This is a genomic window from Delftia sp. WSY_16, assembly GCF_043104415.1.
GTDB classification, from domain to species: Bacteria; Pseudomonadota; Gammaproteobacteria; order Burkholderiales; family Burkholderiaceae_C; genus Comamonas; species Comamonas tsuruhatensis.
The window spans coordinates 415,281-430,049 of sequence record NZ_JBICKS010000019.1; the positions used below are offsets into that span (position 1 = coordinate 415,281).

Annotated in this window: 11 protein-coding genes; 4 read left to right on the forward strand and 7 right to left on the reverse strand. The window is 68.1% G+C overall.

The window, feature by feature from the left end; all coding sequences use genetic code 11:
• Positions 1-288: 288 nt before the first annotated feature.
• Positions 289-1,287 (reverse strand): Bug family tripartite tricarboxylate transporter substrate binding protein, encoded by a 999-nt coding sequence (locus ACF8O7_RS11300; protein ID WP_310041406.1) that lies wholly within the window; start codon positions 1,285-1,287, stop codon positions 289-291.
• Positions 1,288-1,312: 25 nt separating this feature from the next.
• A complete protein-coding gene (gene argH, locus ACF8O7_RS11305; RefSeq protein ID WP_016445811.1) occupies positions 1,313-2,794 on the reverse strand; it encodes an argininosuccinate lyase in 1,482 nt (493 codons plus the stop codon).
• A 191-nt stretch (positions 2,795-2,985) separates the two neighbouring features.
• Here argH and ACF8O7_RS11310 point away from each other — a divergent pair, with 191 nt between their 5' ends.
• Complete coding sequence (locus ACF8O7_RS11310) at positions 2,986-4,140, forward strand: sensor histidine kinase (RefSeq protein ID WP_026062438.1); 1,155 nt, start codon at positions 2,986-2,988, stop codon at positions 4,138-4,140.
• The gene (locus ACF8O7_RS11315; protein WP_016451123.1) at positions 4,121-4,882 is read left to right on the forward strand and encodes a LytTR family DNA-binding domain-containing protein; all 762 of its coding nucleotides are present in this window, start codon (positions 4,121-4,123) and stop codon (positions 4,880-4,882) included. Before ACF8O7_RS11310 ends, ACF8O7_RS11315 begins: the two co-directional genes overlap by 20 nt.
• 173 nt (positions 4,883-5,055) lie before the next feature.
• Here the strand turns inward: ACF8O7_RS11315 and ACF8O7_RS11320 are convergent, their stop codons facing one another.
• Complete coding sequence (locus ACF8O7_RS11320) at positions 5,056-6,540, reverse strand: aminotransferase class V-fold PLP-dependent enzyme (protein ID WP_016445808.1); 1,485 nt, start codon at positions 6,538-6,540, stop codon at positions 5,056-5,058.
• Positions 6,541-6,567: 27 nt separating this feature from the next.
• Complete coding sequence (locus ACF8O7_RS11325; protein WP_016445807.1) at positions 6,568-7,038, reverse strand: Rid family detoxifying hydrolase; 471 nt, start codon at positions 7,036-7,038, stop codon at positions 6,568-6,570.
• 638 nt (positions 7,039-7,676) lie between these two features.
• On the opposite strand from ACF8O7_RS11325, the gene ACF8O7_RS11330 reads away from it, so the two are divergent.
• Together ACF8O7_RS11330 and ACF8O7_RS11335 are read left to right on the forward strand one after the other, a co-directional pair.
• Positions 7,677-9,089: a cache domain-containing protein gene (locus ACF8O7_RS11330; RefSeq protein ID WP_016445806.1), complete on the forward strand. Its 1,413-nt coding sequence runs from the start codon at positions 7,677-7,679 to the stop codon at positions 9,087-9,089.
• On the forward strand, positions 9,086-9,748 hold the full coding sequence (locus ACF8O7_RS11335) for a response regulator transcription factor (protein WP_017405417.1): 663 nt from the start codon (positions 9,086-9,088) through the stop codon (positions 9,746-9,748). The genes ACF8O7_RS11330 and ACF8O7_RS11335 overlap by 4 nt, the downstream gene beginning before the upstream one ends.
• Before the next feature lie 17 nt (positions 9,749-9,765).
• Here the strand turns inward: ACF8O7_RS11335 and ACF8O7_RS11340 are convergent, their stop codons facing one another.
• From ACF8O7_RS11340 to polA, 3 genes are all read right to left on the reverse strand, one after another.
• Positions 9,766-10,599, reverse strand: coding sequence for a ZIP family metal transporter (locus tag ACF8O7_RS11340; RefSeq protein ID WP_016445804.1), 834 nt, complete (start codon positions 10,597-10,599; stop codon positions 9,766-9,768).
• 318 nt (positions 10,600-10,917) lie between these two features.
• Positions 10,918-11,814, reverse strand: a complete 897-nt coding sequence (locus ACF8O7_RS11345; protein WP_392443383.1) for a dienelactone hydrolase family protein — start codon at positions 11,812-11,814, stop codon at positions 10,918-10,920.
• Between the two features lie 57 nt (positions 11,815-11,871).
• Positions 11,872-14,715 (reverse strand): DNA polymerase I, encoded by a 2,844-nt coding sequence (gene polA / locus ACF8O7_RS11350; protein ID WP_392443385.1) that lies wholly within the window; start codon positions 14,713-14,715, stop codon positions 11,872-11,874.
• Positions 14,716-14,769: the final 54 nt, after the last annotated feature.

A 14,769-nucleotide genomic window follows, 5' to 3' on the forward strand; every position in this document is an offset into this window, starting at 1 on the left:
GCCCGCATGCGCCGAATGCAGGGCCGCATCCGCTGCGGCTGAAAACCACTGCGCGGGATGATACCGGGCCGCATCCGCTGCAGGCCCTGCTGCGGGTGCCCGGAACCGGGTCTGCGGTGTATCCATCTGTAAGACATCGGCGCACAAGGGCGTCATATATGTCCGATCACAAGGATTCGCGCCACCCACTGCACCGTCAGCTCCGGCGATGGCCGTACCAAAACACAGCGCTTGCCGGTTCACAGCGCCTGCCGGTCGCGGAGGCTGTCGCCCCGCAGTCCGCCTGTCTTACTGCGGCTGGAAGCCGCTGGTCTGGATGATGCGTTTCCAGACCTGGGTATAGGCCTGCTCGCGCTCGGCCAGTTGCGCGGGCGGCATGTGGCCCACGGTCAGGCCCAGGGCGGTGAGCTGCTCGTGCACATCGGGCTGCTTGAGCACGGCGGCCACGGCGGCGGAGAAGCGGTCGATGAAGGCCTGGGGCGTGCCGCGCGGCGCGTAGATGCCGTAGTAGGGCGTGTCCTCGAAGCCCTTGACGCCCTGCTCGGCCAGCGTGGGCACTTCGGGCATGGTGGCCTGGCGGCGCGTGCCCAGCACGCCGATCACGCGCAGCTTGCCGGCCTTGTGGTTTTCCATGAAGTCCTGCACCGAGGCGATGCCGGCCGGGATCTGGTTGCCCAGCATGTCGGCCAGCATGGGCGCGCTGCCCCGGTAGGGCGCGGCCACCAGGTCCAGCCTGTAGTGCTCGCCCAGCAGCCTGACCAGGAATTCCGGCGTGGACGCGGGCGCGGGTATGCCGATGCTGCCGCGCTTTGCGCCCTGGCGCACCCACTCCACATACTCGGCGAGGTTGCGCGCAGGCGTGCTGGCGGAGACCGCCAGCGCGTTCACGAAGGTGGCAAAGCCGGCCACGGGAACGAAGTCATGGGCCGGGTCGAAGCCCGGCTTCTTCACCACCTGGGGCAGGATGGAGATGGTGTGGTCATGCGTGAGGAACAGCGTGTGGCCATCGGCCGCAGCCGCCTTGAGCTGCTGCGCCGCGATCTGGCCGCCCGCGCCGGGGCGGTTGTCCACCAGCACCGTGGTGCCCAGCACGTCCTTGAGACGGTCGGCCAGCAGGCGTGCGATGGCATCCGTGCCGCCGCCCGGCGGAAAGCCCACGAGGATGCGAATGGCCTGCCCCGGCTGGGCCCAGGCCAGCGGAGCCAGGGCGGACGAGGCGGCAACGGCGGTCACTGCGCCGGCGGCGCGCAGCGCCCCCGTCAGCAGTTGGCGGCGGGAGGATGTCATGGCGTGGCTCCGGCGAACGGGGGGATCAGCCCAGGCGCGCGTTCAGGCGTGCATTCAAGCGCGCCTGGTGGCCTGCCAGCTGCTTGCGCACCTGGGCCGGCGCCGTGCCGCCCAGGGTGTTGCGCGCATTGAGCGAGCCTTCCAGGCTGAGCGCCTCGAAGACATCGGCCTCGATGCCGGGATTGAAGGCCTGCAGTTCGGCCAGCGGCAGCTCGGTCAGGTCCACGCCCTTTTGCGAGGCCAGCTTGACGGCATGGGCCACGGTCTCGTGCGCGTCGCGGAAGGGCAGGCCCTTCTTGACCAGGTAGTCGGCCAGGTCGGTGGCCGTGGCGTAGCCCTTGAGCGCGGCGGCGCGCATGGCTTCGGCGTTGACGGTGATGCCGCCCTTCTTGCCGCCCGTGGCCGGGTCGGCCTGGCCGCCGATCATCTCGGCGAAGATGCGCAGCGTGTCCTTCAGGGTGTCCACCGTGTCGAACAGCGGCTCCTTGTCTTCCTGGTTGTCCTTGTTGTAGGCCAGGGGCTGGCCCTTCATCAGGGTGATCAGGCCCATCAGGTGGCCGACCACGCGGCCGGTCTTGCCGCGCGCCAGTTCGGGCACGTCGGGGTTCTTCTTCTGCGGCATGATCGACGAGCCCGTGGTGAAGCGGTCGGCGATGCGGATGAAGCCGAAGTTCTGGCTCATCCAGATGATCAGCTCTTCGGACAGGCGGCTCACGTGCACCATGCACAGGCTGGCGGCGGAGGTGAATTCGATGGCGAAGTCGCGGTCGCTGACGCCGTCCAACGAGTTCTGGCAGACGCCTTCCATGCCCAGGGTGCGGGCCACGCGCTCGCGGTCCAGCGGGTAGGTGGTGCCGGCCAGGGCGGCGCTGCCCAGCGGCAGCACGTTGACGCGGCGGCGCAGGTCCAGCATGCGCTCGGCGTCGCGCTTGAACATTTCCACATAGGCCAGCAGGTGGTGGGCAAAGCTCACGGGCTGGGCCACCTGCAGGTGGGTGAAGCCGGGCAGGATCACGTCCACGTTCTTCTCGGCCACTTCGACCAGGGACAGCTGCAGCTCGCCCAGCAGGCCTTCGATGAGGTCGATCTCGCCGCGCAGCCACAGGCGCACGTCAGTGGCCACCTGGTCGTTGCGGCTGCGGCCCGTGTGCAGGCGCTTGCCGGCGTCGCCCACCAGCTGGGTCAGGCGGGCCTCGATGTTCAGGTGCACGTCTTCCAGGTCGAGCTTCCACTCGAACTGGCCGGATTCGATTTCCTGCGTGATCTGCGCCATGCCCTTGCGGATGGCTTCATGGTCGGCGGCGGCGATGATGCCCTGGGCCGCCAGCATCTCGGCATGCGCCAGGCTGCCCGTGATGTCGGCCTGCCACAGGCGCTTGTCGAAGAACACGCTGGAGGTATAGCGCTTGACCAGATCGCTCATCGGCTCTTCGAAGAGAGCGGACCAGGCCTGGGCCTTGGTATCGAGCTGGTTGTGCGAGGCGGACGTTGGTTGATTGGCAGACATGTGAGGACGCGATCTTCGATGGGGCTGTGCAGGCAGCGCAGGCGGCGGGCGGCATCGCCCCCCGGCGCAGGCAGGAAGCGAAGATTCTATCGACCTGGGCGGCGCCACGCCCGTGCAGGGGCCTACACGGGCCTGCATGGGCGTGCATGGGTGTGCATGGGCGGTGTGACCGCTGTGCAGGCCCGCCCGGCATGACCATAATCCGGGCATGCGGCGCGAACCCCACCCGCCGAAACACTACCTGCCGCCCCTTGCCGACCCAGCCGACCCCCACCACTGCCCCCCCGCCCCTGCCTGCGGCGCTGGTCTTTGACGCCTGCAACGTAGGCGTGGTGCTGCGCGCCGTGCTGTTTGTGCAGGCCGTGGTGGCAACGGCCTCGATGTTCGGCGCCGACTCGCCCCTGCAGTGGCTGCAGGGCATGGCCCTGCTGACCGGCGCCTGCCTGCCCGGCACGCTGGTCTGGCTGGTGGCCGCCTGCCTGCTCAAGCACCCGCTGCAGCGGCTGCCCGCCTCCGGCCAGTACGCGGCCGGCGTGCTGCTGGGCATGGCGGCCGGGCTGTATGCCTGCGCCATGCTGCACCTGGCCGGCGGCACCAGCGCCCCCTGGCTGGCCAGCGCCGTGTCCGGCGGACTGCTGGCAGCCCTGCTGGTCGCAGCCCTGGTGCTGCGCGCACGCGGCCACGCACCCGCCGACACGCAGGCGCGGCTGGCCGAGCTGCAGTCGCGCATACGCCCGCATTTCCTGTTCAACACGCTCAACAGCGCCATCGCCCTGGTGCGCGCCGAGCCCGCCAAGGCCGAGGCCCTGCTGGAGGACCTCAGCGACCTGTTCCGCTATGCGCTGGCCGAGCCGCACAGCACGACCACGCTGGCCGAGGAGATCGAGCTGGCCCAGCGCTACCTGGCCATCGAGCAGGTGCGCTTTGGCGAACGGCTGCAGGTGCGCTGGCAACTGGACCCTGCCGCCCACGGCGCCCTTCTGCCGCCGCTGCTGCTGCAGCCGCTGGTGGAAAACGCCATACGCCATGGCGTGGAGCCCAGCGCACGCGGCGGCAAGCTGCAGGTGCGCACCGAGCGCCGTGGCGATCTGGTGGAGGTGCGCATCACCAACACCCTGCCTTCCGAGATCGATTCCGCCAGCGCAGCCGGCACGCGCGGCAACGGCATTGCGCTGGCCAATGTGCGCGCCCGGCTGTCGCTGCTGCACGACCTGCAGGCCCACCTCACGGCGCGCACGCTCAACGGGCATTTCGTGGTGCGCATCAGCCTGCCGCTGGCACCGCCTGCCAGCCAACCCACGAAGGCTTTATCGAAGAAGAAGCACCATGCACATCCTGATCGTTGACGACGAAGCCCTGGCCCGCGCGCGGCTGCGCACCCTGCTGGCCGACGTGCAGGCATGCACGGGCAGCGGCCCGCACCAGGTCAGCGAGGCGGCGGACGCCCGCCAGGCCATGGCCGTGCTGCAGGCGCCGGGCCCGCGCCCCGTGGAGCTGGCACTGCTGGACATCCACATGCCCGGCCAGGACGGCCTGGCCCTGGCCCATATGCTGCGCCGCCTGCCGCTGCCGCCTGCCGTGGTCTTCGTCACCGCCCATGCCGGCCACGCGGTCGAGGCCTTCGACCTCGATGCTGCCGACTACCTGACCAAGCCCGTGCGCCGCGAACGCCTGCAGCAGGCCCTGGCCAAGGCCGCGCGCACGGCCGCGCACCAGACGGCCGAACGCGACAGCGGCCCCGTGCTGCTGATACAGGACCGGGGCGCCACCGTGCGCCTGCCCCTGTCGGAGGTGCTCTACCTCAAGGCCGAACAGAAATACGTGACCGTGCGCACCGTGGGCCGCAGCTACATCCTCGACGGTGCACTGGCCGACCTGGAGGCCCGCCACGCCGATCACCTGCTGCGCGTGCACCGCAACGCCCTCGTGGCACGCAGCGCCCTGCGCAGCCTGGAGCGCCACGACGACCCCACCGAAGGCGAAGGCTGGGCCCTGCGCCTGCACGGCATCCCCGAACTGCTCATGGTCTCGCGCCGCCAGCTCCCCCAGGTCCGCGCCGCCATCCGCGACGAAGGACAGCCCGGCTGAGGCGCAGGGCTCAAGGAGCCCGGCCCAAGACAGCCCCCCGCGTCAGAAAGCACGCCCGCAACACAAGCATGGCCCAACGCGAGGGACACCGAGCAAGGGCCTATGCCGGCCGCGCCGCCCCGCAGCGAGGGTGTCGTCCCCCTCGGGGGGAAGGCGCGCAGCGCCTCAGGGGGCTACATTTTTCTAGACAGATCCCACATCGCATCCACCAGCAGATCGATGTCCCGCGCGTCATGCCACAGGTGCGTGGACACGCGCACGCCGTAGTGGTCTGCCGCCGCGCCGATCACGGGGAAGTTGGAGTTGCGGATCACGAAGCCCTGCGGATAGTCGCTGAGCATGCGCGCCACGAAGGTCGAGGACTTGGTCCCGTTCATCACGTCGTCCTTGTTCTGGAACGGGTTGAAGCAGGTCAGCGCCGACAGCAGCTTGGGATCGTCCTTGGGCGAGTACAGCGAGTCCACGCCCCAGCGCTCGACGATCTTTTCCTTGAGGTAGGACGACAGCGTCAGGTCATAGGTCTCGATCTTCTTGCGGCCGATGCTGTCCCACTGCGCGCAGGCCTGGGCCAGCGCCATGAACATGGGCGTGTGCACGCTGCCGCAGGAAGTGACCGAGGCGGCGATGTCGTAGGTCTCCTTGGCCGTGGTCGTGCGCTCCAGCGCCGGGTAGGCGCTGGTGTGCACCGGGTACCACTTGGGCAGGGGCAGCGGGTTGGAGGCGCGGATCTTGTTGCGGATGATGAGGATGCCCGTGGAGCCCGGGCCGCACTGCCACTTGTGGCCCGCGCCCGACATGAAGTCCATGCCCAGCTCCGCATAGTTGTAGGCCATCATGCCCGGCAGGTGGGCGCCGTCCACGATGCTGATCAGGCCGTGCGCCTTGACCACGCCCATCAGGTCGGCAATGGGCAGCATGGTGCCGGTCTTGTAGGTGGGAGAGGACCACATCATGGCGCGCACGCGCTTGCCCTGGGCCTTGAGCGCGCGGATGCGCTCGTCGAACAGGTTCACGTAGGTGGCGGCCGTCTGGTTGTTGCCCACGGGCAGCGCAATGCGCGAGACCTCGATGCCGTAGCGGTCCTGGGCGATCTTCAGCGGCGTGTCGCCGCCGCCGTGCTCGTGGTTGGTGGTCACCACCACGTCGCCACGCTGCCAGTCGATGCCCAGGATGGCGTGGCACATGCCCGAGGAGGTGTTGGCCGAGAAGGCCAGCTCGTCGGCATCCACGCCAAAGCCCGGCGCCACCTGCTTGCGCAGGTCCAGCAGGTTGCTGTAGCCGTTGCCCGAGTCGGCGGCCTTCTTGCGGTTTTCGGTATCGAACACATCGAGCACCAGCTTGGGCATGGAGCCCGCCGTGCCGATGTTCATGTAGGTCTTCTCGGGCTTGAGGATGAACATGCTCTGCACGTCGGTCCAGAAGGCCTCGTCACGCATGAGCTGCTCGCGCAGCGCAGCGGCCGAGGTCTGGGCATTGCCGCTGCCGCAGGCAGCCAGCAGCGGGCCCAGCGTGGCTGCGCCGGTGCCGTAGCCCAGCATGCGCAGGAAGTCGCGGCGCTTGGAAGTCCAGCGCGCGGGATAGCCGGATTCGCCGGCGGCCGCAGTGGCGGTCAGGGATGTGGCCTGCTCGGCCGCGATCTGGGGGTGTCGTGCGTTCATGCGGTCCTCCTGTCGTTGCGCAAGCGGTCAGCGGCGGCCGACGATGGCCGAGATTTCGATCTTCACATCGCGCGGCAGGCGCGCCACCTCCACCGTGGCCCGAGCGGGGGCGCCGGTCTTGAAGTACTCGCCATAGACCTTGTTCATGGCGGCGAACTCGTTGAGGTCCTTCATGAAGACCGAGGTGGACAGCACATCCTCATAGCCCAGTCCCTGGGACTTGAGCTTGGCGCCGATGTGGTCCAGCACGGCGCGCGTCTGCTCCTCGATGGTCGTGCCCTGGATGGCCGTGCCCTGCGCGTTCAGCGGCAGCACGCCCGAGAAGTAGATCGTGTTGCCATGCGCCACCATCTGCGAATACGGGCCGATGGCCGGATAGATCTGCGTGGTGGACAGCACCTCGCGCTTGTGGGGCGCGGCGCAGCCCGCCAGCGTCGCTACCGCCGCCGCCACACCGCATGCCAGCGCCACGCGCCGCAGGTTCGATCGAATATCCATGGTATTGCCTTTCTGAAACAAGAATACAAACTGCCACTGCCGTGCCGCGCATTACTGCAACGGCGCCCCGGAAACACTTCGTCACCATTTAATTGGGTCATCGAAGGCGACATGAATCATTGACACAAAATGATTCGAATCAGTGATTTCACGGAGAAATTCTAGGCAGGGATCTGGAGCATTCGATAATGAATTTTCCCCTACGCACCACTACGCAGGACCGCTTGCGCAGTGCTACGCAGCAGGATAACTCTCTTCTGAAACAACGGCTTGGCACGGAACCTGCTCAACCGTAGCCAGGCATGTCAGACAGATGAGGGACGGCGCACCACAATACGGCAAAACCATTATTCAAGACCCCAAAAAGGGGACAACGCACCAAGAAAATGCATATCGGATTCCCTATGTCAATGGGATATTCTTTCGTGCGCGAAATATATTATCCATGGCATTTTCCTTGGGATATTCAAATTCCTTTTCCTGCGCGCGTGGATATGCAGCGCGCACAGGCCATTGGCAGATACGACGCCCGCCATTCAAGGTCCGCTGCCGGGCCCCGGCGCCATGCGCGCAAGCCCTGTTGACAAGGTCCGTGCACTGGGCGGAAAAGATCGTCGGTGCACCCCACACAGGCTCCCATGCAACTTCCGCTGAAACTTGCGCTTCTGTCGATTGCCGCCATCGCGCTGGCCCTGGGCCTGGTCGCGGTGACCGTGCAACACCAGACACTGGAGCTGGCCCGCCAGGAACGAGAGCTGGTCGAGACCGCCTACCTGCACAGCAAGGAGACCGAGCTGCGGCACTACGTGCAGCTGGCGACCACGGCGCTGGCGCGCATCCAGTCCAGCGGCGAGGAGCCATCCGTGCAGCGGCGCCAGGCGCTGGATACGCTGGCGCGCATGCAGTTCGGCGAGGACGGCTACTTCTTTGTCTACGATGAACACGGCAACGTGCTGCTGGATGCGCGGCAGATGGGCCTGTCGGGCGTGGACCTGTGCGATCCCAACAGCCCGGGCGGCGCAGGGCCCGCCAGGATCATCCTGGATGCCGCGCGCAGCGGCGGCGGCCTGGTGCGCTACCAGTGGCAAAAGCCGTCCTCGCTGCGTACCGAGGCCAAGCTCGCCTACGTGGCCACGGTCCCCGAATGGGGCTGGTCGCTGGGCACGGGCCTGTACCTGGACGATGTGGAGCAGGCGCTGCGCCAGATCGACGAAAGCGCCCAGGCCAATATCGCGGCCACGCGCTGGCGCATCTTCGGCATTGCGGCGCTGTGCATCGTGCTCATCGGCGTGGCGGGGCTGGCGTTCAATCTCAGCGACCACCGCGTGTCCAGCACCAAGCTGCAGCGCCTGGCCCAGCGCGTGGTGCATTCGCAGGAGGAAGAACGCACGCGCGTGGCGCGCGACCTGCATGACGGCGTGGTCCAGGTGCTGGTCTCGTCCAAGTTCCTGCTGGAGACGGCCCAGGCCCAGCTCAGGCGTCTGGCCGCACAGGACCCGGCCACGGCCCAGCGCATGGTGGACCAGGGACTGGAGCAGCTCAACCACGCGCTGGTGGAGATACGGCGCGTCTCCCACGGCCTGCGCCCCGCCCTGCTGGACGACCTGGGCCTGGCCCCGGCCCTGGCACTGATGAGCCAGCAGATGCAGGCCGAGGACGGCCTGCGCATGCAGTTCGGCTGCCGGGGCGAGACCCGCTTTCTGCCGCCCAGCCACGCCACGGCCCTGTTCCGCGTGGCCCAGGAGGCCGTGACGAATGCGCAAAACCATGCGCAGGCCACGCGCATCGACGTCAGCCTGCACTTTCAGCGCCGCCGCGTGGTGCTGCAGGTCAGCGACGACGGCCAGGGCTTCGACATGCGCCGCGTGCAGCGCGACCGCCAGGGCGGCATCGGCCTGCGCAACATGCGCGAGCGCATCGAGGGCCTGGGCGGCCATCTGAGCATCAGCTCGGGCGCCCGGGGCACCCGGCTGGTCGCCGTGCTCTACCGCAGCGGCGGCATGCCGCTGTCTCCCTCACCGGAATTCGAACTCCCACAGGCCGCTGCATGAACCCCATGATCCGCATCCTCCTGGTGGACGACCACCCTCTTGTGCGCGACGGCGTGTCCATGCGCCTGCAGGCCACCGACCATATCCGTGTCGTGGGCGAGGCCGCCAGCATGGACCAGGCCCTGCCGCTGGCGCGCGAGCTGTCGCCCGACCTGGTGGTGACCGACATCCGCATGCCGGGCGCCAGCGGCATCGACCTGGCCGCGCTGTTCCGCGATCAGTTCCCCCTGGTGCGCGTGCTGGTGCTGTCCATGCACGAGGACCCCGAATACGTGCGGCGCGCCGTGGCACTGGGCGCACGCGGCTATGTGCTCAAGGATGCACCGGCGCAGCAGCTCATCGAGGCCATAGACCGGGTCTACGCGGGCGGCCTGTATTTCAGCCCCGGCCTGCAGCCCGTGGTCGAGGACGACGGCGCCGGTGCCGGCCCCCGGCGCGCCCTCACGCCGCGCGAGGCCAGCGTGCTGCAGTGGATCTCGGAGGGCCGCTCCAACAAGGAGATTGCAGCGCTGATGGGCACCTCGGTGCGTACCGTGGAAACCCACCGGCTGCACCTGCGCCGCAAGCTGCGCATCGACGGCCATGCGGCCTTCATCAAGTACGCCGTGGACTATGCCGACCTGCTGGGCAGCACGCCCGTGCAGGCCGGTGCGGGATAGCCTGAAACGCCGCCCCCTCAGTGCGCGTGCGCCGCGCGGCTGACCACGGTGACCAGCACGATGCCCAGCATCAGCCAGCCCACCTGGGCCACGGTCTCGCGCGCGCTCAGGCGCTTTTGCAGCTGGGGAATCAGGTCGGCCAGCGCCACGTAGATGAAGCTGCTGGAGGCCACGGCCAGGAAGTACGGCAGCAGCTCCTGCAGCTGGCCGACCAGGAAATAGCCGCCAATGCCGCCCAGCGTGGTCACGGCCCCGGCCATGGACACCTTGATCAGGGCCACGCGCCGGTTGGAGCTGGACTGGCGCAGCACCACGATGTCACCCATGTGGTGTGGCACCTCGTGGGCCAGCACCGACACCGCCGCGATCAGCCCCAGGCGCATGTCGGCCATGAAGGCGGAGGCGATCAGCACGCCATCGCCGAAGCAGTGCACGCTGTCGCCGGTCAGCACCGCCCAGCCGCCGTGGCGGTGGCCATGATGGTGGCCATGGGAATGGTCATGGGCGTGGCCCTGGTGATCGTGATGCTCGTGGTGATCGTGCTCATGGGCCGGCGGCGCGCCGTGCTCATGCCCGTGGTGCCACAGCTCGGCCTTGGACAGCAGGAAAAAGAACACCAGGCCCACCAGCAGCGTGACGAACAGGTCGTGCGCGCCGGCCTCGCTCTCGAAGGCTTCGGGCAAGAGGTGCATGAAGGCCGTGGCCAGCAGCGCGCCCGCCGCCAGGCTCAACAGCCGCTGCGGCATCATGCCCGGCGAGCGGTTGCCTCCCAGCCCCATCAACAACGCGGCCACCCAGACGCTGCCAATACCGGCGGCCAGGGTGGCCAGAATGATTGCTACCAATGTCATAGCGATTTGTGCTTCAACCGTATGCCCTTGCAGGCGAAACCCGCGAATTCTCGCAGAAAGACCGGCCCCATCGCAGCCGTGGCCTGCGATCCCATGAAGGAAGCAGGCCACGGTGTCGGGCGCCCTCGGTTTCAGCCTACAGAAGCTGTCAAGCCCCCCCTGCGCGAATAAAGTTGAAAGCTAGTCAGCAATACCTTAAAAACTGGCGCGTCCTCACACCAGGGACACCGAGGAAGGGCCTACGCCGGCCGCGCCGCCCCGCACCGAGGGTGTCGTCCCCCTCCCGCGAAGCGAGAGAGGGGGAAGCGGCGCAGCCGCTCAGGGGGTCACCCCATGCTTATTGAACCAGGCCAGCATTTTTTGCCAACCGTCGCGCGCAGCCTGCGCGCGGTAGCTGGGCCGGTAGTCGGCATGGAAGGCGTGTGGCGCCTCCGGGTAGATCACGAACTCCGAGGCCTTGGCCGCTGCCGAGCCCTGCTTGAGCGCCTCGCGCATGCGCTCCACGGATTCCAGCGGAATGCCCGTGTCCTGCCCGCCATACAGGCCCAGCACCGGCGCCTTGAGGCTGGAGACCAGCTCCAGCGGATGGCGTGGCTGCAGCGCGGTCTTGGCGCCTTCCAGCCGGCCGTACCAGGCCACGCCGGCCTTGACCGGGCCATGGGCCGCATACAGCCAGGTGATGCGCCCGCCCCAGCAAAAGCCCGTGATGGCCACGCGCGCCGTATCGCCGCCCTGCGTGCCCGCCCATTGCACGGCGCCGTCCAGGTCGGCCATGACCTGTTCGTCGGGCACCTTGGAGACCAGCTCGCTCATGAGCTTGGCGATCTCGGTATAGGTCTTGGGATCGCCCTGGCGCGCATACAGATCGGGGGCGATGGTCAGGTAGCCGGCACGCGCCAGGCGGCGGCAGGTGTCGGCAATGTATTCGTGCACGCCGAAGATCTCGGAGATCACCAGCACCACGGGCACATTCTTCTTGCCGGCGGGCGCGGCGCGGTAGGCCGGCACCTTGAAGCCGTTCACGGTGAAATGCACCTCGCCGGCCGTCAGGCCGTCGGCCGGCGTGGAGATGGCGGTCTGCGCCATCAGCGGCGTGGCCGCTGCGGCATAACCCAGGCCCAGGGCCGTCTGCAATGCCAGGCGCCGCGTGGGCCCCTCTTCGCTGCTGCGCCCCGGAACCAGGGCCTTCAGGTCTTGCTGCTGATCGTCACGCATGCATCTCTCCTTGGTGGTGGTTGAGAACCGGCCAAGTCTACGATGCCTGCGTGAAGCTCAATGCGCCTTGTCCCAGTTGGGTCCCAGGCCCACCTCGGCGAGCAGCGGCACCTTCAGGTCGGCCACGCCGGCCATCAGGCGCGGGATCTCGGTGCGCACCCAGTCCGACTCGCCTTCGGGCAGCTCGAACACCAGTTCGTCGTGCACCTGCATGATGACGCGGACCTCGGACTGCCTGGCATCGAGCTCGGCCTGCACCGCCACCATGGCCTTCTTGATCAGGTCGGCCGCCGTGCCCTGCATGGGCGCGTTGATGGCCTGGCGCTCGGCCGCCTTCTTGCGCGGGCCGCTGCCGCCGTTGATGTCCACCAGGTACAGGCGGCGGCCGAAGACGGTTTCCACGTAGCCGTGGTCGCGCGCGAATTCCACCGTCTCGTCCATGTAGCGCTTGACGCCTGGATAGCGCTGGAAATAGCGGTCGATGTAGGCGGCGGCAGCCTTGGTCTCTATGCCCAGGTTCTTGGCCAGGCCAAAGCTGCTCATGCCGTAGATCAGCCCGAAGTTGATGACCTTGGCATAGCGGCGCTGCTCGCTGCTGACCTGCTCCAGCTCCACGTTGAAGACTTCCGATGCCGTGGCACGGTGCACGTCGCGGCCTTCGTGGAAGGCGCGCAGCAGCGACTCGTCGCCCGACAGGTGGGCCATGATGCGCAGCTCGATCTGCGAGTAGTCGGCGCTGGCGATCACATGGCCGGGCGCGGCAATGAAGGCCTCGCGCACGCGCCGGCCTTCGGGCGTGCGGATGGGGATGTTCTGCAGGTTGGGGTCGTTGCTGGACAGGCGCCCCGTCACGGCCACGGCCTGGGCGTAGTGCGTGTGCACCCGGCCCGTGCGCGGCAGCGCCAGCTGGGCCAGCTTGTCGGTATAGGTGCCCTTGAGCTTGGACAGGCTGCGGTGTTCCAGCAGCTTGGCGGGCAGCGGATAGTCCTCGGCCAACTTCTCCAGCACCTCTTCGTCGGTGCTGCGTGCGCCGGTGGCCGTCTTCTTGACCACGGGCATGCCCAGCTTGTCGAAAAAGATTTCGCCCAGCTGCTTGGGGCTGGCCAGGTTGAAGGGCTGGCCCGCGATGTCGTAGGCCTCCTGCTCCAGCTGCACGATGCGCTGGCCCAGATCGTTGCTCTGCCTGGCCAGCGTGGCGGCATCGATGAGCACGCCGTTGCGCTCTATGCGGAACAGGGCCTCGCTGGTGGCGATCTCCAGCTCGTAGATGCCGCGCAGGCCGTCGTGCGCCTGCAGCTGCGGCCACAGCACGCGGTGGACGTCCAGGGTCTGGTCCGCATCCTCGCAGGCGTAGGCGGCAGCCTTGTCCACGGGCACCTGGGCAAAGGGAATCTGGTGGGCGCCCTTGCCGCAAAGGTCTTCGTAGCTGATGCCCGTGCGGTTGGTGTGGCGCAGCGCCAGGCTGGCCAGGCCATGCGGGCGGTGCACTTCCAGCACATAGCTTTGCAGCATGGTGTCGTGCACATAGCCGTGCACCTCGATGCCGGCATTGGCGAAGACATGGCGGTCGTACTTGACGTGCTGGCCCAGCTTGGGCCGGGCCGCATCCTCCAGCCAGGGCTTGAGGCGCTGCAGCACTTCGTCGGCCGGCAGTTGCTCGGGCGCGTCGGGGCCGGCATGGCGCAGGGGGATGTAGGCAGCGGCGCCGGGCTCCACGCTCAGCGAGATGCCGACGATCTCGGCACGCATCTCGTCCAGCGAGGTGGTTTCGGTATCCAGGGCCGTGAGTTCGGCGGCGTTGATCTTGGCCAGCCACTGGTCGAACGCTTCCCAGGTCAGCACCACGTCGTAGTCCAGCGCACGCTGCTGGGCGGTCTCGGCCTCGGCGGTGGCGTCGTCGGATTCGGCCTGCTCCTGGGCAAACATGTCGCCCGTGGACTGGTCGGCACGCGGCTTGGCCGCGGGCTTGCGGCCGGCCTTGACGGCTTGCAGCGCATCGGGCTCGGGCGCGGCACCGCCGAGCATGCGTGCCAGCCCCTTGAAGCCGTAGCGCTCATAGAACTCGCGCAGCGGCGCGGTATCGGGCTCGCGCGGCGCCAGCGCGTCGAGCACGGGCAGGGTGGGCACTTCGACGCTCAGGTCGCAGTCGGTCTTCATGGTGACCAGCTGGCGGCTCAGCGCCAGCTGGCCCGAGGCGATGGCATCGCGCAGGTTCTGGCCGGCCACGCCCTTGATGCCGTCGGCCGCAGCGATCAGGCCGTCGAGCGAGCCGTGCTCGGCCAGCCACTTGACGGCCGTCTTGGGGCCGACCTTGGCAACGCCGGGCACGTTGTCCACGGCATCGCCGACCAGCGCCTGGTAGTCGATCATCTGCGCAGGCGGCACGCCGAACTCGGCCGTCACACCGGCCACGTCGCGGCGCTTGCCGCTCATGGTGTCCATCACCATGATGTGGGGATCCACCAGCTGGGACAGGTCCTTGTCTCCACTGGAGATGACCACGTTCACGCCCTGGGCGGCGGCCGTCTTGGCCAGGGTGCCGATCACGTCGTCGGCCTCCACGCCCTGGATGGCCAGCACGGGCCAGCCCATCAGGCGGACCACTTCGTGGATGGGCTCGATCTGCGAGCGCAGATCGTCGGGCATGGGCGAGCGGTGCGCCTTGTATTCGGGATAGAGCGCATCGCGGAAGGTGGGGCCGCTGGCGTCGAACACGCAGACCGCGTAGTCGGCCGCCACTTCCTTGCGGATCGCCTGGAGCATGTTGATCATGCCGCGGATGGCGCCCGTGGCGGGGCTTTCCGGGTTGCCGGGCTCGGCGCGCAGATCCGGCATGGCGTGGTAGGCGCGGTAGAGGTAGCTGGAGCCGTCGATCAGCACCAGGGTCTTGGAATTGCTCATGCGCCGATTGTGCACGCGCCGGCAGGGGGACAGGGCGGGACAGGGCCCGCCGCA